We start from the raw sequence: 21208 nt of genomic DNA, 5'->3' as shown, positions 1-21208 counted from the left end.
CACCAACCCGGCCTGGCTGACTCCGTGATCAATCGCCATGTCGTGATTGGCTGCGTGCTGTCGCTTTTATTGATTGATCGTTCAATTTAAATAAAATAGGCTGTTCTCAAGCAGATGACCGAATCCAGAGGACAGCCCATGCCCCGTTTCGCCGAACAGCAGCTCTACATCGGTGGCCAGTACGTCGCCGCCAGCAGCGGAGAAACCTTCGACAGCATCAACCCGGCCACCGGCGAGGTGCTGGCCAAGGTGCAACGTGCCAGTCAGGCGGATGTCGACCGGGCCGTGGCTTGCGCAGCCGAGGGCCAGAAGGTGTGGGCGGCGATGACCGCCATGCAGCGCTCGCGCGTACTGCGCAAGGCGGTGGACATCCTGCGCAAGCGCAACGACGAGCTGGCCGAGCTGGAAACCCTCGATACCGGTAAGCCGCTCTCCGAGACCCGCTACGTCGACATCGTCACCGGCGCCGACGTGCTGGAGTACTACGCCGGCCTGATTCCGGCCATCGAGGGCGAGCAGATTCCGCTGCGCGACACCTCCTTCGCCTACACCCGCCGCGAGCCACTGGGCGTGGTCGCCGGCATCGGCGCCTGGAACTACCCGATCCAGATCGCCCTGTGGAAATCCGCCCCGGCCCTGGCCGCCGGCAACGCGATGATCTTCAAGCCCAGCGAGGTCACCTCGCTGACCGCCCTGAAGCTGGCCGAGATCTACAGCGAAGCCGGTCTGCCAGCCGGCGTGTTCAACGTGCTCACCGGCAGCGGCCGTGAAGTCGGCCAATGGCTGACCGAGCATCCGGGCATCGAGAAGGTCTCCTTCACCGGTGGCACCGTCACCGGCAAGAAGGTCATGGCCAGCGCCTCCAGTTCCAGCCTCAAGGAAGTGACCATGGAACTGGGCGGCAAGTCGCCGCTGATCGTCTTCGAGGACGCCGACCTGGATCGCGCCGCCGACATCGCGGTGATGGCCAACTTCTACAGCTCCGGCCAGGTGTGCACCAACGGCACCCGCGTGTTCGTGCCGCGCATGCTGCAGGCGCGCTTCGAAGCCAAGGTGCTGGAGCGGGTCAAGCGCATCCGCCTCGGCGATCCGCTGGCCGACGCCACCAACTTCGGCCCGCTGGTGAGCTTCGCGCACATGGAAAGCGTGCTCGGCTACATCGACAAGGGCCGCAGCGAAGGCGCGCGCCTGCTGATCGGCGGCTCGCGCGTGACCGACGGTGACTACGCCAGCGGCGCCTACGTGGCCCCCACCGTGTTCACCGACTGCCGGGACGACATGACCATCGTGCGCGAGGAAATCTTCGGCCCGGTGATGAGCATCCTCGTCTACGACGACGAAGAAGAAGTGATCCGCCGCGCCAACGATACCGACTACGGCCTCGCCGCCGGCGTGGTGACCCGCGACCTGAACCGCGCACACCGGGTCATCCACAAGCTGGAAGCCGGCATCTGCTGGATCAACACCTGGGGCGAGTCGCCGGCCGAGATGCCCGTCGGTGGCTACAAGCAGTCCGGCGTGGGCCGCGAGAACGGCCTGGTCACGCTCGGCCACTACACGCGCATCAAGTCGGTGCAGGTGGAGCTGGGCGACTACGCCTCGGTGTTCTGACCACCGCGCCAGGGCAGGAGCGATCCGCACCTGCCCGAATTGCCGCCCCCTAGCCCCGGCCCTGATCCGGGGACCGTCACCCGCGTTCTCCCGGATAACCGCCGGGCAACAGGAGGAGCCATGCCTCAGGAATTCGACTACATCATCATCGGTGCCGGTTCGGCCGGTAACGTCCTGGCCACCCGCCTGAGCGAAGACGCGGACGTCAGCGTCCTGCTGCTCGAGGCCGGCGGCCCGGACTACCGCCTCGATTTCCGTACCCAGATGCCCGCCGCCCTGGCCTACCCGCTGCAGGGACGCCGCTACAACTGGGCCTACGAGACAGACCCCGAGCCGCACATGAACAACCGGCGCATGGAGTGCGGGCGCGGCAAGGGCCTCGGCGGCTCGTCGCTGATCAACGGCATGTGCTACATCCGCGGCAACGCCCTGGATTTCGACAACTGGGCCAAAGCCAAGGGCCTGGAAGACTGGACCTACCTCGATTGCCTGCCCTACTTCCGCAAGGCGGAAACCCGCGACATCGGGCCCGACGACTACCACGGCGGCGACGGCCCGGTCAGTGTGACCACGCCCAAGGCGGGCAACAACCCGCTGTTCCACGTCATGGTCGAGGCCGGCGTGCAGGCCGGCTACCCGCGCACCTCCGACCTCAACGGCTACCAGCAGGAAGGCTTCGGCCCGATGGACCGGACCGTGACCCCGCAAGGTCGTCGCGCCAGCACCGCACGTGGCTATCTGGACCAGGCCCGCGAGCGTCCGAACCTGACCATCGTCACCCATGCCACCAGCGACCGCATCCTCTTCGACGGCAAGCGCGCCAGCGGCGTCAGCTACCTGCTCGGCAACTCCAACGACGCCCACACCGCCCACGCCCGCCGCGAGGTGCTGCTGTGCGCTGGCGCCATCGCCTCGCCGCAGATCCTGCAACGCTCCGGCGTCGGCCCTGCGGCGCTGCTCGGCGAACTGGACATCGCCCTGGTCCACGATCTGCCGGGTGTCGGGCAGAACCTGCAGGACCATCTGGAGATGTACCTGCAGTACGCCTGCACCAAGCCGGTGTCGCTGTACCCCGCGCTGAAGCTGCACAACCAGCCGGCGATCGGTGCGCAATGGCTGTTCGCCGGCAAGGGTATCGGTGCCAGCAACCAGTTCGAGGCTGGCGGCTTCATCCGCACCCGCCCGGAGTTCGCCTGGCCCAACATCCAGTTCCATTTCCTGCCGGTGGCGATCAACTACAACGGCAGCAACGCGGTGAACGAACATGGCTTCCAGGCCCACGTCGGCTCCATGCGCTCACCGAGCCGTGGCCGCGTCCAGCTCAAGTCCAAGGACCCGCGCCAGCACCCGAGCATCCTCTTCAACTACATGAGCAGCGAACAGGACTGGCAGGAATTCCGCGACGGCATCCGCCTGACCCGCGAGATCATGGCGCAACCGGCGCTCGACCCCTACCGCGGCCGCGAGCTCAGCCCGGGCGCCGACGTGCAGAGCGACGCGCAGCTCGATGCCTTCATTCGCGAGCATGCGGAAACCGCCTTCCACCCGTCCTGCTCGTGCAAGATGGGCGAGGACGACATGGCGGTGGTCGACGGCCAGGGTCGCGTGCATGGCCTGCAGGGCCTGCGCGTGGTGGATGCGTCGATCATGCCGGAGATCATCACCGGCAACCTCAACGCCACCACCATCATGATCGCCGAGAAGATCGCCGACCGGATTCGCGGGCGCCAGCCCCTGCCGCGCAGCACCGCGCCCTACTTCGTGGCGGGCGAGCGTCCGGTACGCGAGGCGCCGCTGCGCAACGCCAACGACCGCCTAGTCGGGTAGTTCCTGGCGGATCATCCAGTGCCCCTCGGGCGGCATCAGCCGGCCGAGGTCGAAATGCCTGAGCGACGCGGCATCGAGCATCTCGATCTGCGGACTGACCAGCTGCGGCAGCTTCTCGCCGTGCAGGCCACGCACCGCCAGGTCCAGCGCGACGCGCGCCTGGATCACCGGCGAATCGGTCGGCGCGGCCAGCACCTGGCCCTCGCGAATCTGCTCCAGCACCCGCTCGGTGGCATAGAAGGACAGCACCTGCGCCCCGGAACCGGTGTTGCGCACCAGCTGCGCGGCGAACGCAGCCGCTTCGGCATTGCCGATCAGGTAGTCGAGTTGCGGATGCTGCTTGAGCAGCTCACGAACCAGCTTGGCCTGACGGCTGCGATCCACCGGTCCGTAGCCGCCGTGGGCCAGGGTGATGGCCTTGCCAGCCAGCGCCTCGCGTAGCCCGCGCTCGGCATCCTGCACCCAGCCGGCATCGGCCGGACCTGGCAACCAGCCGACCCGGATCGGCCGGCCGCCACTGACGTGCACCAGGTAGTCCAGCGTGGCGCGTGTCATGTCGGCGAAATCGACCCGCGAGTGGGCACTGAGCCCCGTGCAGTCCAGGCGATTGATCAGATCGATGACCGGCCTTCCGGCCTGCAACTGCACTTTCGCGGCACTGCACAGGTCATAGGTGTTGATGCTGGCGACGACGAAGGCATCGGCACCCTCGGCCACACAGCGGTCGAACTGTTCGAGCTGCACGTCGCCATGCTCGTAGCCGCCGGCTTCGTAGATGCCGAGACGCACACCCAGGCGCTGTGCCTCCTGATCCAGCCCCCAGGCGACGCCCCACCAGTAGCGGTCCTTGCCGTGCGGCAACAGCGCGCAGATTCGCCATGGCTGGGCTGCCGCCGGCAACGGCCGGTAGTCCAGCATGCGGCCATCGGCCTGGACCGGGTAGGGAAACCATTCCGCTGCCAGGAGCGATTGGCACGCGAGGGAAAGCCACAGGGATATCCAACGCATCAAGCCATCCTTAGCCCGTAACGGGCGATATGCCACCAGAACCAGCGTAGCACCCTCTCCGCCCCACGTTCGGGTTTGCCTGAGCGCTGGCGGCAGCCTAGAGTGAAGCGCGCAGATCACGAGAACAGCATGACCAGCCCCACCCCGCTCGATCCGAGTACCGCCCGCCTGCTGCCATGGATAGTCGCCATCGCCTTCTTCATGCAGACGCTGGACGGCACCATCCTCAATACCGCCCTCCCGGCCATGGCCCGCGACCTGGCCGAGGACCCGCTGCGCATGCAGTCGGTGGTGATCGCCTACATGCTCACCGTGGCGCTGCTGATCCCGGCCTCGGGCTGGATGGCCGACCGTTTCGGCACACGGCGCATCTTCTTCGGCGCCATCGCCCTGTTCAGCCTGGGTTCGCTGTTGTGCGCCCTGTCCACCTCGCTGGGCATGCTGATCGCGGCGCGTGTCATCCAGGGCCTCGGCGGTGCCCTGATGATGCCGGTGGGGCGCCTGGTGGTGCTGCGCGCCTACCCGCGCTCGGAGCTGGTGCGCATCATGAGCTTCATCACCCTGCCCGGCCTACTCGGACCGCTGATCGGTCCCACGCTCGGCGGCTGGCTGGTGGAAGTGGCCAGCTGGCACTGGATCTTCCTGATCAACCTGCCGGTCGGGCTGCTCGGTTGCTGGGCCGCGCTGCGGCACATGCCTGACCTACGCGGCCCGGAACGCAGCCGCTTCGACACGGCGGGCTTCCTGCTGTTCGGCGCCGCCATGCTGCTGATCACCGTGGCCCTGGAAGGCCTCGGCGAACTGCACCTGCCGACCCTGCGCGTGGTCCTGCTGCTGCTCGGCGGCATGGCCTGCCTCGCCGCCTACTGGCTACGCGCCGGGCGTATCGAACAACCCCTGTTCGCCCCCTCGCTGTTCCACACCCGCAGCTTCGCCGTGGGCATCATCGGCAACCTCTTCGCCCGCCTGGGCAGCGGCGCGCTGCCCTTTCTCACGCCGCTGCTGCTGCAACTGGCGATGGGCTATTCCCCGGCTCAGGCCGGCATGAGCCTGATTCCCCTGGCCCTGGCCGCCATGGCGGTGAAACCCCTGGCCAAGCCGCTGATCGAACGCATCGGCTACCGCAACATCCTCACCAGCAACACCCTGCTGCTCGGCGCCCTGATCGCCAGCCTGGCGCTGGTGGATGCCGGGACCTCGACCCTGCAACTGATCGTCCAGCTGAGCCTGATCGGAGCCTGTAACTCGCTGCAGTTCACCGCGATGAACACCGTGACCCTGATCGACCTGGACAACCGCGACGCCAGCAGCGGCAACAGCCTGCTGTCGGTGGTGGTGCAACTGGCGATGGGCCTCGGCGTCGCCTCCGCAGCCGCCCTGCTCAGTGGCTTCAGCCAGGAATTCGCAGGTGACGGTCAGGTGCTCCAGGCGTTCCAGGCCACCTACCTGTGCGTGGGCCTGCTGTCGATGCTGGCCGCCGCGATCTTCCTCCAGCTGGATCCCCGGGAGGGACGCGGCGGGCGGACCGTGCAGCTGCCGACGGACGACTGAAGAACTGCCGGCATAGTTACAGAAGCGCCGGACCCGGCCTGCTACACTGCGGCCCTGTTTCACCAGCCCCGAGCCCTTGCCGTGACCGCCACCGCCTTCGCCAGCCTTCCCCTTTCCGCCGCCATGCAGGCCAATCTCGCCGCCATCGGCTATGCCGAGATGACGCCCATCCAGGCCGCCAGCCTGCCGCTGATGCTCAAGGGCCGTGACCTGATCGCCCAGGCCAAGACCGGCAGCGGCAAGACCGCGGCCTTCGGCATCGGCCTGCTGCATCCGCTCAACCCGCGCTACTTCGGCTGCCAGGCCCTGGTGCTGTGCCCGACCCGCGAGCTGGCCGATCAGGTGGCCAAGGAACTGCGCCGCCTGGCGCGAGCCGCCGACAACATCAAGGTCCTCACCCTCTGCGGTGGCGTACCCTTCGGCCCGCAGATCGGCTCGCTGGAGCACGGCGCGCACGTCATCGTCGGCACCCCGGGACGCGTGCAGGAACACCTGCGCAAGGGCACGCTGAAGGTCGACGGTCTCAACACCCTGGTGCTCGACGAGGCCGACCGCATGCTCGACATGGGCTTCGTCGACAGCATCAGCGAGATCATCGAGCAGACCCCGGCCCGGCGCCAGACACTGCTGTTCTCCGCCACCTATCCGGCCGGCATCGAACAGCTCGCCGCACGCTTCCTGCGCAACCCGGAGCGGGTCGAGGTCGAGGCACTGCACGACGACGGGCAGATCGAACAACGCTTCTACGAGATCGCCCCGGGCCAGCGCATGGAGGCGGTCAGCACCTTGCTGCGGCATTTGCGCAAGCAGCCGGTCGTGGCCTTCTGCGCCACGCGCCAGCAATGCGACGAGCTGGCCAGGCAACTGGAGGCGGAGAAGATTTCCGCCGCGGCCCTGCACGGCGACCTAGAGCAGCGCGAACGCGACCAGATCCTCGCCCTGTTCGCCAACCGCAGCCTCAGCGTGCTGGTGGCCACCGACGTCGCGGCGCGCGGCCTGGACATCGCCGGCCTGGAGATGGTGATCAACGTCGAGCTGAGCCGGGATGCCGAGGTACACATCCACCGCATCGGCCGCAGCGGACGGGCCGGTGAGAAAGGCCTGGCGCTGAGCCTGGTGGCGCCGGCCGAAGCCGGCCGCGCCCAGGCCATCGAAGCCCTGCAAGGCAAGGAACTGGCCTGGTACCCGCTGCCCGCCGCGAAAGCCAGCGGTGAGCCGCTGCTGCCGCCGATGCACACGCTGTGCATCGGCGCCGGGCGCAAGGACAAGCTGCGCCCCGGCGACATTCTCGGCGCGCTGACCGGGGACGCGGGCATCGGTGGCGACCAGGTCGGCAAGATCGCCCTGTTCGATCACCAGGCCTATGTCGCCGTTCAGCGCGACGTCGCCCGCAAGGCCCTGAGTCGCCTTGCAGAGGGCAAGATCAAGGGCCGATCTTTGCGTGTGCGTCTAGTGTAAGGCTGATATAAAGCATTAAATGGCCTGGGGCCGGAGTCACCCATGCGCAATATTCTGGTCATCGAAGACAGCCCGCTGGTACTGAAGATCCTCGAGCATCTGTTCCGCCAGGAACCGGATCTGGAGCCGATCTTCTGTGCCTCGCTGGCCGAAGCCGAAGTGATGCTGGACACCTCCTCCGACCTGTTCTTCGCCGCCATCGTCGACCTGCACCTGCCGGACGCGCCCAATGGCGAGAGCGTCGACCTGGTGATGCGCTATCACCTGCCCTGCATCGTGCTCAGTGGCAGCTACAACGAGCAGCGCCGCGACGAGCTGCTGATGAAGGGCGTGGTCGACTACGTGCTCAAGGAAAGCCAGCACTCCTACGAATACGCCTTCCGCCTGTTGCACCGGCTCGATCACAACAGTCACATCAAGATCCTCATCGCCGACGACTCTGACGCCCAGCGCCACTACATCCGCCATATTCTCGAGCCGCACCATTACCAGATCATCGAGGCCCGCGACGGCAAGGAGACCCTGCGTCAGCTCAACGAGCATCCGGACCTCGACCTGCTGGTGCTCGATCACTCCATGCCCGGCGTCAGCGGCTTCGAGCTGGTCAAGCTGCTGCGGCAGAAGCTGCGGCTCAACGACCTGATCATCATCGGTGTCTCCGCCGACCCCAAGGGTTCGCTCAGCGCCCAGTTCATCAAGCACGGGGCCGACGATTTCCTGCGCAAGCCGTTCTGCCCCGAGGAACTGAACTGCCGGGTGATGTCGACCCTGGAACGCCGCGACCTGCTGCGCGCCCTGAAGAAAGCCGCCGAATACGATGCCCTGACCGGGCTGAGAAACCGCCGCGCGTTCTACGAACAGGGCATGCAGATTCTGCAGCAGGCCCAGCGCGACAGCCGCCACATCAGCGTGGCGATGCTCGACCTCGATCATTTCAAGCAGATCAACGACGGCTTCGGCCACGCCAGCGGCGACAGCGCGCTGGTGGTCTTCGCCCGCGCCCTGAGCAGTTTTTTCCCGGACATGCTCCTGGGGCGCCTCGGCGGCGAGGAATTCGCCCTGCTCACGCTGCACGGCGCCGATCACGTGGACCAGGCACTGGAGAAGCTGCGCCAGCACTGCGCCGGCCTGCACTACGCCGTCGGTGCGCCGCCGCTGTCGTTCAGCGCCGGGCTGTATCACGGTGAGCCGGAGGACCTGGAGAGCCTGCTGCACGAGGCCGATATCCGCCTGTACCGGGCCAAGCAGCAGGGCCGCGCCCGCACCGTTCTGGCCTGATCAGAAGCCGTGGCGGCGAAACGTCGCGGCATAGCTGCCATCGTCGCGCATGGCCTGAATCGCCGCATCGAAGCGCTCGACGATCGCCTTGTGCTCGGGATGACTCAGACGCACCAGAATGTGCAGGCCGTTCTCGCTCAGCGGCTGCGGCAGGAACTCCAGGCCATCACGCAGCATGCTCAGGCTGCGCCCTAGCTGATGCCGCGCCACCAGTTCATCCTCGAGCGCCAGCTCCACCCGCCCGGCGTTGAGCATGCGCGCGGCAATCTCGAAGCTGCTGACGCCGACCTTGTGCAGGTCCGGGTCGTTGTCGAATGCCTTGGAATAGGCGTAGCCCCTGACCACCGCAATGCTGTGCGGATAGAGATCGGCCAGGCGCTGAAAGCGGATATCGCCGCCCTTGCGCTGCAGGAAGCGGATGCGATTGATCAGGTACGGCTGCGAGAAATGACCGAACCGCGTGCGTTCCACGCTGTACCAGGCATTGATCAGCACATCGTAATCACCCCGTTTGAGCCCCAGCACGGCCCGTTCCCAGGGCACCTCGGCATAGTGGGTGCGGTATCCGGCACGCTCGAGGGCCTGCTCCACCAGGTCACTGGCCAGGCCGTTGCCGGGTAGCCGCTGATCGGTGAACGGTGGCCAGGGGTCGGCCACCAGCCGCAACGATTCGGCCGCCGCCAACGCAGGCAACGACATCAGCAGCAACAGCCAGGCGCGCAACAGGGGCATCGACGGCGGTCCATCCGGGGTGGGCCCCTGTAGTGATAGCAGCCCTGATGGCCAGCGTCACTGTCTCGCCCCTGACACAACCACAAATGCCCTGGGATCTGCACACTTCGCCGCCATGCCGGCCTCGACCGCTTCGGGTAAACTTCGCGGGTTTTCGCGCAGCCGATCCTGCGCCAGCCAGGGGAATCTTTCGTGTTGCAAACCGAGGTACTGATCATCGGCGCGGGTGCCGCCGGCCTGATGTGCGCAGCCACTGCAGCGGCCCGCGGGCGCAAGGTGCTGGTGCTGGACCATGCCAACAAGGCCGGCAAGAAGATTCTCATGTCAGGAGGCGGTCGCTGCAACTTCACCAACCTGTACTGCGAGCCGGCCAACTTCCTCTCCGGCAACCCGCACTTCTGCAAATCGGCGCTGGCGCGCTTCACCCAGTGGGACTTCATCGGCCTGGTGGCCAAGCATGCTGTGCCCTACCACGAGAAGAAGCTCGGCCAGCTGTTCTGCGACCACAAGTCCAGCGACATCCTCGAGCTGCTGCTGGCCGAATGCGCCGAGTCAGGCGCCGAGATTCGCCTGAACACGGCCGTGCAGAGCATCGACAAGGCCGCACAGGGCTTCCTCCTGCACACCGACCTGGGCGAGGTGGCCTGCCAGTCGCTGGTGATCGCCACCGGTGGCCTGTCCATCCCGACCCTGGGCGCCACCGGCTTCGGCTACCAGGTGGCCAGGCAGTTCGGCCATACGCTGCTGCCGACCCGCGCCGGCCTGGTGCCCTTCACGGTCACCGAACCGCAGCTCAAGGCGCTGTGCACGGAATTGTCCGGCACCTCGGTGGAGGACTGCCGGGTCAGTTGCAACGGCCAGAGCTTCGTCGAGAACATCCTCTTCACGCACCGTGGCCTCTCCGGCCCGGCGATCCTGCAGATATCGTCCTACTGGCAACCCGGCGACACCCTGCATATCGACCTGCTGCCGCACATCGACCTGCCCGAGTGGCTGGCCACGCAGCAGCGCGAGCGGGGCAACAGCGAGCTGAAGACCCTGCTGGCCGAGCTGTTCACCCGCAAGATGGCGACGCTGCTGGTCGACAGCTGGTTCGTCAACAAGCCGCTGAAGCAGTACACCCCGGCGGAACTGACGGCGATCGCCGAGCGCCTGTCCGACTGGCAACTGGTACCGGCCGGCACCGAGGGCTATCGCACCGCCGAGGTCACCCTGGGCGGGATCGACACCCACGAGGTGTCCTCGAAGACCCTGGAGTCGCTCAAGGTCCCCGGGCTGTACTTCATCGGCGAGGTGCTGGACGTCACCGGGCATCTCGGCGGCTTCAACTTCCAGTGGGCCTGGGCCTCGGGCTACGCCGCCGCCCAGTTCGTCTAGCAGAAGGCCGGGAACTGCCGGGGCAGCGCGCACTCTGCTACATACAGCACATGCGCCCGTGCGCGCCACAAGGACAGTCCCGCCCCATGACCCTCGAACAAGGCCAGATCTTCGCCATTCTCGTCGCCAGCATGGGGCTGTTCATCTGGGGCCGCTGGCGGCACGACGTGGTCGCCCTCGGCGCCCTGCTGGCCTGTGTCATCGTCGGCCTGGTGCCCGAGCGCGAGGCCTTCACCGGCTTCGGCCACCCGGCGGTGATCACCGTGGCCTGCGTGCTGGTACTCAGCTACGGCCTGCAACGCACCGGCGCGGTCAACCGCCTGGCCCTGCGCCTGATTCCCAGTGGCTCCGGCGTACTGCTGTCGATCGCCGCCCTGACCGGCCTGGGCGCCCTGCTGTCGGCGTTCATGAACAACGTCGGCGCCCTCGCCCTGCTGATGCCCATCGCCCTGCAGATCGCCTCGCGTCTGGAAATGCCGCCAGGGCGCATCCTCATGCCGCTGGCCTTCGGCACCATCCTCGGCGGCATGACCACGCTGATCGGCACGCCACCGAACCTGATCGTCTCCAGCTTTCGCGCACAGCACGGCGACGGCCCCTTCGCCATGTTCGACTTCAGCCCGGTCGGTGTCGCCGTGGCGCTGGCCGGCGTGCTGTTCATCACCCTGCTCGGCTGGCGCCTGGTCCCCAGACGCGAGGTCGGCAATGCCGCCAGCTTCGATACCGGCCACTACCTGACCGAGGCCCGGGTCAAGGAAGGTGGCGTGGCCCAGGGCAAGACCCTGCGCGAGATCGAGCAGTTGCTCGACGAAGCCGACGCCCAGGTGGTCGCCATGGTGCGCAACAAGCTGCGCCTGAGCGCGCCCAACCCGCGCCGGGTGCTGCAGGCCGACGACGTGCTGGTGATCGAGGCCGACCCGGAGGAACTGGGTGAAGTGCTCAGCCAGCTGGACCTGCTGCTGGAGGCCGCACGCGAGGCCGAGGAGGCGGAGCAACGCGAGGAGCAGGACAACGACAAGGACGCGGAAAAGAAGGACAGCAACGGCGACGAACGCACCCTGCTGGAACTGCTGGTCAAGCCGGACTCGTCGCTGATCGGACGATCCGCCAGCAGCACGCGCCTGCGCAGCCGCTACGCCATCAACCTGCTGGCCATCTCACGCCAGAGCCATCGTTCGATCAAGCGCCTGCGTTCGACCCTCATCCAGAACGGTGACGTGCTGCTGATGCAGGGCAGCGCCGAGGACATCGGCGAGTTCGCCAACGACTACGGCTGCGTGCCCCTGGCGGCGCGCGCCATCAACATCCCCGACCCGCGCCAGGCCAACCTGGCCCTCGGCATCATGCTCCTGGCCATTGCCGCGGCGGCCTTCGGCCTGCTCTCTGCGGCGATAGCCTTCGCCACCGGCGTACTGGCCTACATGCTGCTGCGCCTGGTGCCCCTGCGCGCCGTCTATGAGGCCATCGACTGGCCGGTGATCGTCCTGCTCGGCGCCCTGATCCCGGTGGCCGGGGCGATGTCATCGAGCGGCGCGGCCGACCTGCTGGCCCGCCTGCTGATGGAGCACCTGGCCCAGGGCAATCCGATCATCATCGTCACCCTGCTGCTGGTGGTGACCATGACCCTGTCGGACTTCATGAACAACGCCGCTACCGCCGCCGTTATGTGCCCGATCGCCCTGAGCGCCGCGAGCCAGCTCGGCGTCAGCCCGGATGCGCTGCTGATGGCCGTGGCCATCGGTGCCTCGTGCTCGTTCCTGACCCCCATCGGTCACCAGAACAACACACTGATCCTCAGCCCCGGCGGCTTTCGCTTCGGCGATTACTGGCGCCTGGGCCTGCCACTGGAGATTCTCGTGGTCGCGCTGAGCGTACCGATGCTGCTGTGGGTCTGGCCGCTGTAAAGGGTCTTCAGGGCGGCAGCGGCAGGCCGGGCAGCCATTTGTGGTAGATGGCGGCGAAGCTGCCATCGGCCTTCATCGCATCGAGCGCCTCTTGCCAGCGCGCCAGCAATCGCGGGTCGGTGTCCTGCGAAAAGGCGATGTAGGAATCACTGTGCAGGAACACCAGCAGCTGCTCCACCTCCCCCACGGCCAGCCCGCCACCGTCGAGCAGGGCATTGAGGCTGAGGTCATCCAGCGCCATCAGCTTGACCCGGCCACGCTTGAGCATGCGTATCACCTGGTCCGGGCCCGCCACCGGATACAGGTTGGTGAAGCCATGCGCCAGCAGGTGCTGATGGCTGTACCAGTCACGCGGTACCGCGATCTTGCCCACCTGGCGAGCCTGTTCGAAGTCATCCAGCTGCAGCCCGCTCCTGCGCAGGGCATAGAAGGACGTGGTGTTGCGCGTCAGCGGCCCGACCCAGTGAAACAGCTTCTCGCGCTCGGGGATGCGCATCGTGACGAACAACCCGGTATTCGGCCTGACCTGCGCCTGCTGGTAACCCCGTGCCCAGGGCACGACCTCGATGGGCGCCGTGTCGCCGGTGCGCCGCATGATCTCGAGCACCACCTCGGTGGCCAGACCGGTCGGCTTGCCATCGTCCCGGCTGAAGTTGATCGGCGGGTACTCTTCGGTATACAGCCGCAAGCGTTCGGCCTGCGCAACGCCCTGGAAACCGAAGCCAACGAGCAACGCCAACAACACATGCACATAGCGAGCGAACACGGCCGTATCCTCAAGCGCGAGATACCTCATTCAGCTTAGTCAGTGCACCCGCCGCCTGCCGCCAACGCTGGCGAACGGCGCGACACAGGACGACATCCCCTGCGGCTAGAGCTGCTCGAGCAGGCTGGCCGGTGAATGGAATTTCAACCCGTGCGCCTCGGCGACGCTGCCGCAGGTGATCACGCCGCGCGCGACGTTGAGACCGGCAAGCAGATGCGCATCGTCCTCCAGCGCCCTGCGCGTGCCCTTCTGCGCCAGCGCCACGACGAAGGGCAAGGTGGCGTTGTTCAGCGCCAGGGTCGAGGTGCGCGCGACCGCCCCCGGCATGTTGGCCACGCAGTAATGCACGACATCGTCGACCACGTAGGTGGGCTCGGCATGCGTGGTGGCATGCGAGGTCTCGGCGCAGCCACCCTGGTCGATGGCCACGTCCACCAGCACAGCCCCGGCCTTCATCCGCTTGACCATCTCGGCGGTGACCAGCTTGGGCGCCGCCGCACCGGGAATCAGCACACCACCGATCACCAGATCGGCGGCAAGCACCTGCTCGCGCACCGCCGCGCGGGTCGAGTAGAGCGTGGTGATACGGTTGCCGTACTGGCTGTCGAGGCGGCGCAGGGCGTCCACGCTGCGGTCCAGCACGGTGACATCCGCCCCCAGCCCTACCGCCATCGCCAGCGCATGGCTGCCGACCACGCCACCGCCAAGAATCACCACCTTGCCAGGCGCCACGCCCGGCACGCCACCAAGCAGCACGCCACGACCGCCGCGCGCCTTCTCCAGGCAGCCGGCGCCGGCCTGGATCGACATGCGCCCGGCCACCTCCGACATCGGTGCCAGCAACGGCAAGCGCCCCTGTGCATCGGTGACCGTCTCGTAAGCGATACAGGTAGCGCCGCCGGCCATCAGCTCTTCAGTCTGCGGACGATCAGGGGCCAGGTGCAGGTAGGTGAACAGCGTGTGCTGCGGCCGCAGCTTGGCGCGTTCCACCGCCAGGGGCTCCTTGACCTTGACGATCAACTGCCCCTGCTGGAACACCTCGCTCGAATGGCTGGCGATCTGGGCGCCCGCCTCACGGTAATCCTCGTCGGCGAAGCCGATGGCCGCACCGGCCTGGGTCTCGACCCATACCTCATGCCCCAGGGCCGTCAGCTCGGCAACCGATTGCGGCGTAAGGCCGACGCGATATTCGTGGTTCTTGATTTCCTTGGGTACGCCGATTCGCATGACCGTCTCCAACCATTGCGGGCCAACAACCTCAAGTCTAGGAAAACGTGCGGCAGCTCACAGGAAAATCCATGAGAAATTTCGGCTCCGGCGTATTGATGGGGGAAGCCATGCGGAAAGCGAGGCGCCAGACCGAGAGCAATCAGGCGCCACGCAGCGGTAGCCGCTGACGGGTCCGAAGGAGGAACTCCAGCCGGCCAGATAGCGCGTGCCGGACGAATGCCAGGCCACAAGCCCGGCACTCGGGTTCGCCGGTACGGCTCCCGTCACTGCCCGAACAGCAGCTTGCGCGCTTCGGCGGTCAGCAGTGCCTGGGGGTCTTCGTTGACCTTCTCCACCAGCGCATAGGCCCGTTGCACGGCCGGGCGTGCGCCGATGCGCTCGAGCCAGGCGGCCATGTTGGGGAAGTCCTCCAGCCGCTGCCGCTGCATCTCCCACAGCTTGGCCCAGGGATAGATGGCCATGTCGGCGATGGAGTAGTCGCCCGCCACGTAGTCGCGCCCGGCCAGCTGGCGATCCAGCACGCCGTACAGTCGCGCGGTCTCTTTCACGTAGCGCTCGATGGCATAGGGAATCGGCTCCGGCGCGTAACGCACGAAATGGTGGTTCTGCCCCGCCATCGGTCCGACACCGCCCATCTGCCAGTACAGCCACTGCAGGACCTCGAAGCGGGCACGCGTCTCGCACGGCAGGAACTGGCCACTCTTGTCCGCCAGGTATTCGAGGATCGCCCCGGACTCGAACAGGGCGATGGGCTCGCCGCCGTCGTCCGGGGCATGATCGACGATGGCCGGAATGCGGTTGTTCGGTGCGATCTTGAGGAACTCGGGGGCGAACTGCTCGCCCTTGCCGATATGCACCGGGCGCACGCTGTACTCCAGCCCGGCTTCCTCGAGCAGGATGCTGACCTTGTGACCGTTCGGGGTGGTCCAGTAGTAAAGGTCGATCATTGGCTTTCCTCCACTTGGGTCGGGGCCCGCCTGACCGGGCCGTGAGTGCTTTCGTAAGCCTGCAGAATGCGCGAGAACCAGGCGCCGAAGGCCGAATCATCGGCCCAGGGCTGCACGCCCAGGCACCAGGCCCAGAACATCAACCCGGCCAGCAGGTAGTCGCAACCGCCCGCCTCCTGGCCATCCAGGTACGGCTGCTCGCTCAACCAGCTCTCCAGCGGGGCGATGGCCTCGCGAAACAGCCGCTCGCCGCCTTCCGGGTCGGCGAACGCCTCCAGGCTCATGCCCAGCGCCTTCTCCCGGGTGCTGCGGAAATAGTCACGGTCGACCGGGTCGATCACCTGCCAGACGCGTGGCACCAGCATCTTCAGCAACGGCATGCGCACCGCATGGAAGCTCAACTTCTCGACCAGGCGTGCCCGTTGGCTCGCCTGCGCGTCGCCCAGCAAGGGCTGCGCCGGGTAGCGTCGGTCGAGGTAGGCGAAAATGGCCAGGCTGTCGTTGATCGCTTCGTCGCCATCGGTCAGCACCGGCACCAGCTTCTGCCCGGAGAAGGCGATGGCCTCCTTGTCGGTGAAGTGAATCGGCCGGCTCTGGCAATCCAGCCCCTTGTGGGCCAGCGCCAGACGCACTCGCCAGCAGTAGGGTGAGAACAGCAGCTCGCGGTCGGCACCGCACAGTTCGAACAATTCCCGCATATCGCCTTCCTTTAAGAACCAATCAGTCCAAAATTAAGCGAACGAAGCCCCGCACAGGCGTCTTCATACGCTATTCAAGCTCGCCATCACCACCGCCACGGTGGTTCGAATCGATGCGGCGGGCAGCCCCGACTTGACCTGGGTGCGCAGCCCGCTCATCACGCATTGCAGATAGCCGGCCAGCGCCACCCGATCGTCGCAGCCGCTCAGCTCGCCGCAAGCGACGGCGCGTTCCAGCGCCTGTTCGAAAACCTGGCAGATACCGGCCGTGGCCTGCTGCAGGACCGGCACCAGGGCCGGCTCCGACAGCGAAAACTCGTTGGCCACGTTGACCAGCATGCAACCACGCGGCACACCATCGGGCCCATCGTCCTCGAGCACGCTGAGCAGACGCTCGCGAATGAAGCCCAGCGGCGAGGCGCTGGCAGCCAGTTGCTCGAGCATCAGGGCGCGACGCTGCGCCACGTACAGGCTGAACGCGGCGACGAACCAGGCCTGCTTGCTCGGGTAGGTCTGGTACAGGCTGCTCTTGGACAGGCCGGTGGCTGCCTGCAGGTCCTGTAGCGATGCGGCTTCATAGCCGCGCTGCCAGAACAGCTGCATGGCATTCTCCAGCGCCCGGTCCGGGCAGAAGCTCTTGGGGCGTCCACGTGTCGTCATGCCGCGAACTTTAGAACCGATCAGTCCATAAATCAATCCCAGCGCTGCGCGAAGTCGCTGATATCCAGTGACCGCCGAGTTCCGGTAGGCTGCTCGCATCTTCTGCGATCAGGTCCGCCATGCCCCGTCCACGCCTTCGCCAATCACTGCGCCGCCTCTGGGCGCTGGACAAGTTCAGCGCCAGCCTGCGGGTGTTCATCGCCCTCGCCGGCGCACTGGCACTGTGTGGCTGGCAGGGCTGGACGCATGCGCTGATCCCGCTGTTTCTCGGCATCATCGCCAGCGCCCTGACCGAGACCGATGACAGCTGGCAGGGGCGCCTGGGCACGGTGCTGGTGACGCTGGTCTGTTTCAGCGCGGCGGCCTATGCCGTCGAGTGGCTGTTCCCTTATCCCTGGCTGTTCGTCGCTGCCCTGGCCCTGTCGGCATTCTGCCTGACCATGCTGGGCGCCCTTGGCGAGCGCTTCGCCACCCTCGGCTCCGGCACACTGATTCTCGCGGTATACAGCATGATCGGCGTGGAGCAGCGCGGCGGCGTCGCCGGCCTGTGGCTGGAACCCTTGCTGCTGGTGGCCGGCGCGGCCTGGTATGGCGTGCTGTCGGTGATCTGGCAGGGATTGTTCGCCCATCAACCGGTCCAGCACAGCCTGGCCCGCCTGTTTCGCGAGTTGGGCAAGTACCTCAAGCTCAAGGCGGCGCTGTTCGAGCCGCTGCGCCAGCTCGATGTCGAGCAGCGACGCCTGGCCCTGGCGCAACAGAACGGCCGGGTGGTGTCGGCACTCAACGCCGCCAAGGAGATCATTCTGCATCGGGTCGGCAATGGCCGCCCCGGCCCCAAGGTCAATCGCTACCTGAAGCTGTACTTCCTCGCCCAGGACATTCACGAGCGCGCCAGCTCGTCGCACTACCCCTACAACGAACTGGCCGAGGCCTTCTTCCACAGCGACGTGCTGTTCCGCTGCCAACGCCTGTTGCGTTTGCATGGCGAAGCCTGCCAACGCCTGGCCGGCGCCATCGAACTGCGCCAGCCGTTCGAATACCGCGAACTGTGCAGCCAGGCCCTGGAAGACCTGCACGCCTCGCTCGATCACCTGCACCTGCAGAGCAACCCGGCCTGGCGCCACCTGCTGCGCTCACTGGGGGCGCTGGCCGGCAACCTGGCCACCCTCGACCAGTTGCTCGGCAACGCCAGCAACCCCGATGCCCTGGCCGACGAGCAGGACAGCAGCCTGCTGGACCGCGAGCCACATTCGCTGCGTGAAGTCGGGGAGCGCATCAGCCAGCAGCTCACCCCCACCTCGCTGCTGTTCCGCCATGCCCTGCGCCTGTCCATCGCCCTGGCCGCAGGCTATGGCCTGCTGCACCTGATCCACCCGACGCAGGGCTACTGGATCCTGTTGACCACGCTGTTCGTCTGCCAACCGAACTACGGCGCCACCCGTCTCAAGCTGGTGCAGCGCATCGCCGGCACGCTGCTCGGCCTCGGCATCGGCTGGGCGCTGTTCGACCTATTCCCCGATCCGCGCATCCAGGTGCTGTTCGCGGTGGTCGCCGGGGTGGCGTTCTTCGCCACCCGCAGCACACGCTATACGCTGGCCACGGCGGCGATCACCTTGCTGGTGCTGTTCTGCTTCAACCAGATCGGCGACGGCCACGGCCTGTTCATGCCACGCCTGATCGATACCCTGCTCGGTGGCCTGCTCGCCGGTCTGGCGGTGTTCCTGATCCTCCCCGACTGGCAGGGTCGGCGCCTGGGCAACATGCTGGCCAACACCCTGAGCTGCAACAGCGCCTATCTGCGGCAGATCATCGCCCAGTACGCCCAGGGCAAGCGCGACGACCTCGGTTATCGCCTGGCGCGGCGCAACGCGCACAATGCCGACGCCGCACTGTCCACGACCCTCGGCAACATGCTCATGGAGCCGGGGCACTTCCGCAAGGACGCCGACCTGGGCTTCCGCTTCCTGGTGCTCTCGCACACCCTGCTCAGCTACCTCTCGGGACTCGGCGCACACCGCGGCGAGCAACTGCCCCAGGCGACCCAGGCCCAGTTGCTGGAACAGGCCGAGAAACTCGCCGGCAGCCTGGACGACATCGCTGCCGGCCTGCGCGGCGAGCGGCCACTGGCGATCCACAGTGACGAGGAGCAGACCCTGGCGCAGAACCTGGAGCAGATCGCCGATGACGCCGACGAGCGCCAGCGCCTGGTGCAGACGCAGTTGGCGCTGATCTGCCGCCAGCTGGCACCGTTGCGGACCCTGGGCGCGCACCTGCACAAGGACGCCCGAACCCCGAGGCACTAGCTGTCGAGGGAGGCTTTCTGCCACTATTCGTGGCATGCCGGTTCTCCAGGCCCAGCCCATGCCAGCCAATCGACGCCCCACCGCTGACTTTTCGGTCTCGCTGCCGGGCCTGCTCATGGTGCTCTGCCTGCTGCTGGCCGGCCCGGCAGTGCACGCCGAGATGCGCCTCGCCGAGAACACGCCGACGCAGGACCTGTACGGCCAGGTCGACTTCCTGGCCGATCCGCAGGGCACATCGAGCCTGGCCGACGTCATGCGCAACAATGCGCCATTCCACACCTCGCTGACCCGACGCGACCTGAGCTTCGGCTATATACCCGGCGTGATCTGGTTGCGCCTGCCGCTGCTGTCGGAGGCGAAGCACACGCGCACCTGGCGCCTGGAGCTCAGCTACGCCTCGCTGGACGAAGTGCGCCTGTACGATGTCGGTGCCGACGGCATCCGGCAGTCACGCAGCGGAGACACCGTGCCCTATGCGCAGCGCAGTGTCGGCCACCGCAACCCCGTGTTCGACATCGTCCTGCAACCGGGAGAGCGCCGTACGCTGTACCTGCGTGTCGACTCACGCGGCAGCATGACCCTCAGCGGCACCCTGATGTCGCTGCGCGACTTCGAACAGCACAGCCAGATTGGTTACCTGGTGCATGCCATCTACTTCGGCGTGCTGATCGCCCTGGGCTTGTACAACCTGCTGCTGTTCCTGGCACTGCGCGAGCGTCCCTTTCTCAGCTACGTGTCGTTCATGTTCGCCTTCGCCCTCAGCGTGCTCTCGCTGAACGGCCTCGGCGCCCAGTACCTGTGGTCGCAGGCTGCCCCCTGGAGCAATCGCATGCTGCCGGTCAGCCTGACGCTGGCGGCACTGCTCTCGGTGGTATTCGCCCGCAGTTTCCTTGACACCCGCCAGTGGCTGCCGCGCTGGGACAAGGGGCTGCTGGTGCTGTGCGCCGCCATCGCCGCTGCCGTGCTGGCGACCATCGTGCTCCCCGTGCAACGGGCCCTGCAGCTCATGTCACTGACCGGCCTGAGCGCCACTCTGACACTGCTGCTCACCAGCTTCGTCTGCGTCGGCTACCGGGTACCCGGTGCCCGTCTGTTCGCCCTGGCCTGGCTGATGCTGCTGAGCGGCGCGGTGCTGCTGGCGCTGCGCAATTTCGCGCTGATCCCATCGAACTTCCTCACCCTCTACTCCATGCAGATCGGCTCAGGGCTGGAGATGATCCTGCTGTCCTTCGCCCTGGCCGCACGCTTCAACGAACTGAAACGGCAACGCGAAGCGGCCTTGCAACTCAACGAGCAGGTGCTGGCCAAGCGCGTGACCGAACGCACCCAGGCGCTCGAGCATGCCAATCTGCGCCTCAGCGAGCTGGCCATGCAGGACCCACTGACCGGCCTGGCCAATCGCACTGCCCTGCAACAGTATCTGGAGCAGGCCCTGGCGCGCAGCAGCAGGCGCAACGAGCTGCTGGCGGTGATGCTGATCGACCTGGATGGTTTCAAACCGATCAACGACCAGCACGGCCATGCCTTCGGCGACCAGGTGCTGGCCGAAGTCGCACGGCGCATGCGCCAGTACGTCCGCGACGTCGACCTGCCCGCCCGGCTCGGCGGCGACGAGTTCGTGGTGGTCTGCGAGAACGTGCAATCGGCCGACGCGGCGCAGGACCTCGCCAGGCGTTTGCTGGAGGGGCTCGACACACCCATGTACCTGGAGGGTCGGGCCGTACGGGTCGGTGCCAGCATCGGTGTAGCCCTGACTCAGGGTCACGAGGATGCCACCGACCTGATCCGCCAGGCCGACAGCGCCATGTACCAGGCCAAGGCCCAGGGCCGCAACCGCGTCTGCCTGGCGCAGCCCTGA

At 66.8% G+C, this 21208-nt stretch carries 16 protein-coding genes; 9 read left to right on the top strand and 7 right to left on the bottom strand.

The window, feature by feature from the left end; translation table 11 throughout:
• The first annotated feature begins 138 nt into the window (after positions 1-138).
• Positions 139-1611, top strand: coding sequence for a betaine-aldehyde dehydrogenase (gene betB / locus FIV02_RS02390; RefSeq protein WP_152487685.1), 1473 nt, complete (start codon positions 139-141; stop codon positions 1609-1611).
• A gap of 120 nt (positions 1612-1731) precedes the next feature.
• Complete coding sequence (betA, locus tag FIV02_RS02385) at positions 1732-3438, top strand: choline dehydrogenase (RefSeq protein WP_152487684.1); 1707 nt, start codon at positions 1732-1734, stop codon at positions 3436-3438.
• Here betA and torT read toward each other — a convergent pair.
• Positions 3427-4446 (bottom strand): TMAO reductase system periplasmic protein TorT, encoded by a 1020-nt coding sequence (torT, locus tag FIV02_RS02380; protein ID WP_152487683.1) that lies wholly within the window; start codon positions 4444-4446, stop codon positions 3427-3429. The two genes, betA and torT, sit on opposite strands and share 12 nt — an antisense overlap.
• Before the next feature lie 129 nt (positions 4447-4575).
• On the opposite strand from torT, the gene mdtD reads away from it, so the two are divergent.
• The 3 genes from mdtD to FIV02_RS02365 all read left to right on the top strand — a co-directional run bounded on the left by mdtD (position 4576) and on the right by FIV02_RS02365 (position 8733).
• Entirely contained in the window at positions 4576-5997 is a 1422-nt protein-coding gene (gene mdtD, locus FIV02_RS02375; RefSeq protein ID WP_047592990.1) for a multidrug transporter subunit MdtD, read from the top strand.
• Positions 5998-6078: 81 nt separating this feature from the next.
• Entirely contained in the window at positions 6079-7455 is a 1377-nt protein-coding gene (gene dbpA, locus FIV02_RS02370) for an ATP-dependent RNA helicase DbpA (RefSeq protein ID WP_152487682.1), read from the top strand.
• 42 nt (positions 7456-7497) lie between these two features.
• The gene (locus FIV02_RS02365) at positions 7498-8733 is read left to right on the top strand and encodes a diguanylate cyclase domain-containing protein (RefSeq protein WP_152487681.1); all 1236 of its coding nucleotides are present in this window, start codon (positions 7498-7500) and stop codon (positions 8731-8733) included.
• Here FIV02_RS02365 and FIV02_RS02360 read toward each other — a convergent pair whose 3' ends face one another.
• Positions 8734-9465: an ABC transporter substrate-binding protein gene (locus tag FIV02_RS02360; RefSeq protein WP_150607705.1), complete on the bottom strand. Its 732-nt coding sequence runs from the start codon at positions 9463-9465 to the stop codon at positions 8734-8736.
• A gap of 192 nt (positions 9466-9657) precedes the next feature.
• On the opposite strand from FIV02_RS02360, the gene FIV02_RS02355 reads away from it, so the two are divergent.
• Together FIV02_RS02355 and FIV02_RS02350 are read left to right on the top strand one after the other, a co-directional pair.
• Positions 9658-10842: an NAD(P)/FAD-dependent oxidoreductase gene (locus FIV02_RS02355; RefSeq protein WP_047593002.1), complete on the top strand. Its 1185-nt coding sequence runs from the start codon at positions 9658-9660 to the stop codon at positions 10840-10842.
• 86 nt (positions 10843-10928) lie between these two features.
• Positions 10929-12746: an SLC13 family permease gene (locus tag FIV02_RS02350; protein WP_037050024.1), complete on the top strand. Its 1818-nt coding sequence runs from the start codon at positions 10929-10931 to the stop codon at positions 12744-12746.
• 7 nt (positions 12747-12753) lie between these two features.
• Here the strand turns inward: FIV02_RS02350 and FIV02_RS02345 are convergent, their stop codons facing one another.
• The 5 genes from FIV02_RS02345 to FIV02_RS02325 form a co-directional block, all read right to left on the bottom strand.
• A complete protein-coding gene (locus FIV02_RS02345; protein WP_256663054.1) occupies positions 12754-13512 on the bottom strand; it encodes an ABC transporter substrate-binding protein in 759 nt (252 codons plus the stop codon).
• A gap of 105 nt (positions 13513-13617) precedes the next feature.
• Positions 13618-14739, bottom strand: a complete 1122-nt coding sequence (ald, locus tag FIV02_RS02340) for an alanine dehydrogenase (RefSeq protein WP_037050030.1) — start codon at positions 14737-14739, stop codon at positions 13618-13620.
• A gap of 266 nt (positions 14740-15005) precedes the next feature.
• Positions 15006-15689 (bottom strand): glutathione S-transferase N-terminal domain-containing protein, encoded by a 684-nt coding sequence (locus FIV02_RS02335; protein WP_152487679.1) that lies wholly within the window; start codon positions 15687-15689, stop codon positions 15006-15008.
• Positions 15686-16387, bottom strand: a complete 702-nt coding sequence (locus FIV02_RS02330; RefSeq protein ID WP_152487678.1) for a glutathione S-transferase family protein — start codon at positions 16385-16387, stop codon at positions 15686-15688. The genes FIV02_RS02335 and FIV02_RS02330 overlap by 4 nt, the downstream gene beginning before the upstream one ends.
• 63 nt (positions 16388-16450) lie before the next feature.
• The gene (locus FIV02_RS02325) at positions 16451-17047 is read right to left on the bottom strand and encodes a TetR/AcrR family transcriptional regulator (RefSeq protein WP_256663053.1); all 597 of its coding nucleotides are present in this window, start codon (positions 17045-17047) and stop codon (positions 16451-16453) included.
• Positions 17048-17166: 119 nt separating this feature from the next.
• Between FIV02_RS02325 and yccS the strand changes: the two genes are divergently transcribed.
• Positions 17167-19350, top strand: a complete 2184-nt coding sequence (gene yccS, locus FIV02_RS02320; RefSeq protein WP_152487677.1) for a YccS family putative transporter — start codon at positions 17167-17169, stop codon at positions 19348-19350.
• 58 nt (positions 19351-19408) lie between these two features.
• On the top strand, positions 19409-21208 hold the full coding sequence (locus tag FIV02_RS02315; RefSeq protein ID WP_152487676.1) for a diguanylate cyclase: 1800 nt from the start codon (positions 19409-19411) through the stop codon (positions 21206-21208).

This window comes from Pseudomonas sp. THAF187a (assembly GCF_009363395.1).
GTDB classification, from domain to species: domain Bacteria; phylum Pseudomonadota; class Gammaproteobacteria; order Pseudomonadales; family Pseudomonadaceae; genus Aquipseudomonas; species Aquipseudomonas khazarica.
The sequence above is the reverse complement of the archived record's forward strand: the minus strand, read 5'-3'. Positions and strand labels throughout refer to the sequence as shown.

Bases quoted from the DNA above. Each gene is read 5' to 3' on its own strand.
- betB (WP_152487685.1), top strand. From the start codon at position 139: ATGCCCCGTTTCGCCGAACAGCAGCTCTACATCGGTGGCCAGTACGTC.
- betA (WP_152487684.1), top strand. From the start codon at position 1,732: ATGCCTCAGGAATTCGACTACATCATCATCGGTGCCGGTTCGGCCGGT.
- torT (WP_152487683.1), bottom strand. From the start codon at position 4,446: ATGCGTTGGATATCCCTGTGGCTTTCCCTCGCGTGCCAATCGCTCCTG.
- mdtD (WP_047592990.1), top strand. From the start codon at position 4,576: ATGACCAGCCCCACCCCGCTCGATCCGAGTACCGCCCGCCTGCTGCCA.
- FIV02_RS02365 (WP_152487681.1), top strand. From the start codon at position 7,498: ATGCGCAATATTCTGGTCATCGAAGACAGCCCGCTGGTACTGAAGATC.
- FIV02_RS02360 (WP_150607705.1), bottom strand. From the start codon at position 9,465: ATGCCCCTGTTGCGCGCCTGGCTGTTGCTGCTGATGTCGTTGCCTGCG.
- FIV02_RS02350 (WP_037050024.1), top strand. From the start codon at position 10,929: ATGACCCTCGAACAAGGCCAGATCTTCGCCATTCTCGTCGCCAGCATG.
- ald (WP_037050030.1), bottom strand. From the start codon at position 14,739: ATGCGAATCGGCGTACCCAAGGAAATCAAGAACCACGAATATCGCGTC.
- FIV02_RS02335 (WP_152487679.1), bottom strand. From the start codon at position 15,689: ATGATCGACCTTTACTACTGGACCACCCCGAACGGTCACAAGGTCAGC.
- FIV02_RS02330 (WP_152487678.1), bottom strand. From the start codon at position 16,387: ATGCGGGAATTGTTCGAACTGTGCGGTGCCGACCGCGAGCTGCTGTTC.
- FIV02_RS02325 (WP_256663053.1), bottom strand. From the start codon at position 17,047: ATGACGACACGTGGACGCCCCAAGAGCTTCTGCCCGGACCGGGCGCTG.
- yccS (WP_152487677.1), top strand. From the start codon at position 17,167: ATGCCCCGTCCACGCCTTCGCCAATCACTGCGCCGCCTCTGGGCGCTG.
- FIV02_RS02315 (WP_152487676.1), top strand. From the start codon at position 19,409: ATGCCAGCCAATCGACGCCCCACCGCTGACTTTTCGGTCTCGCTGCCG.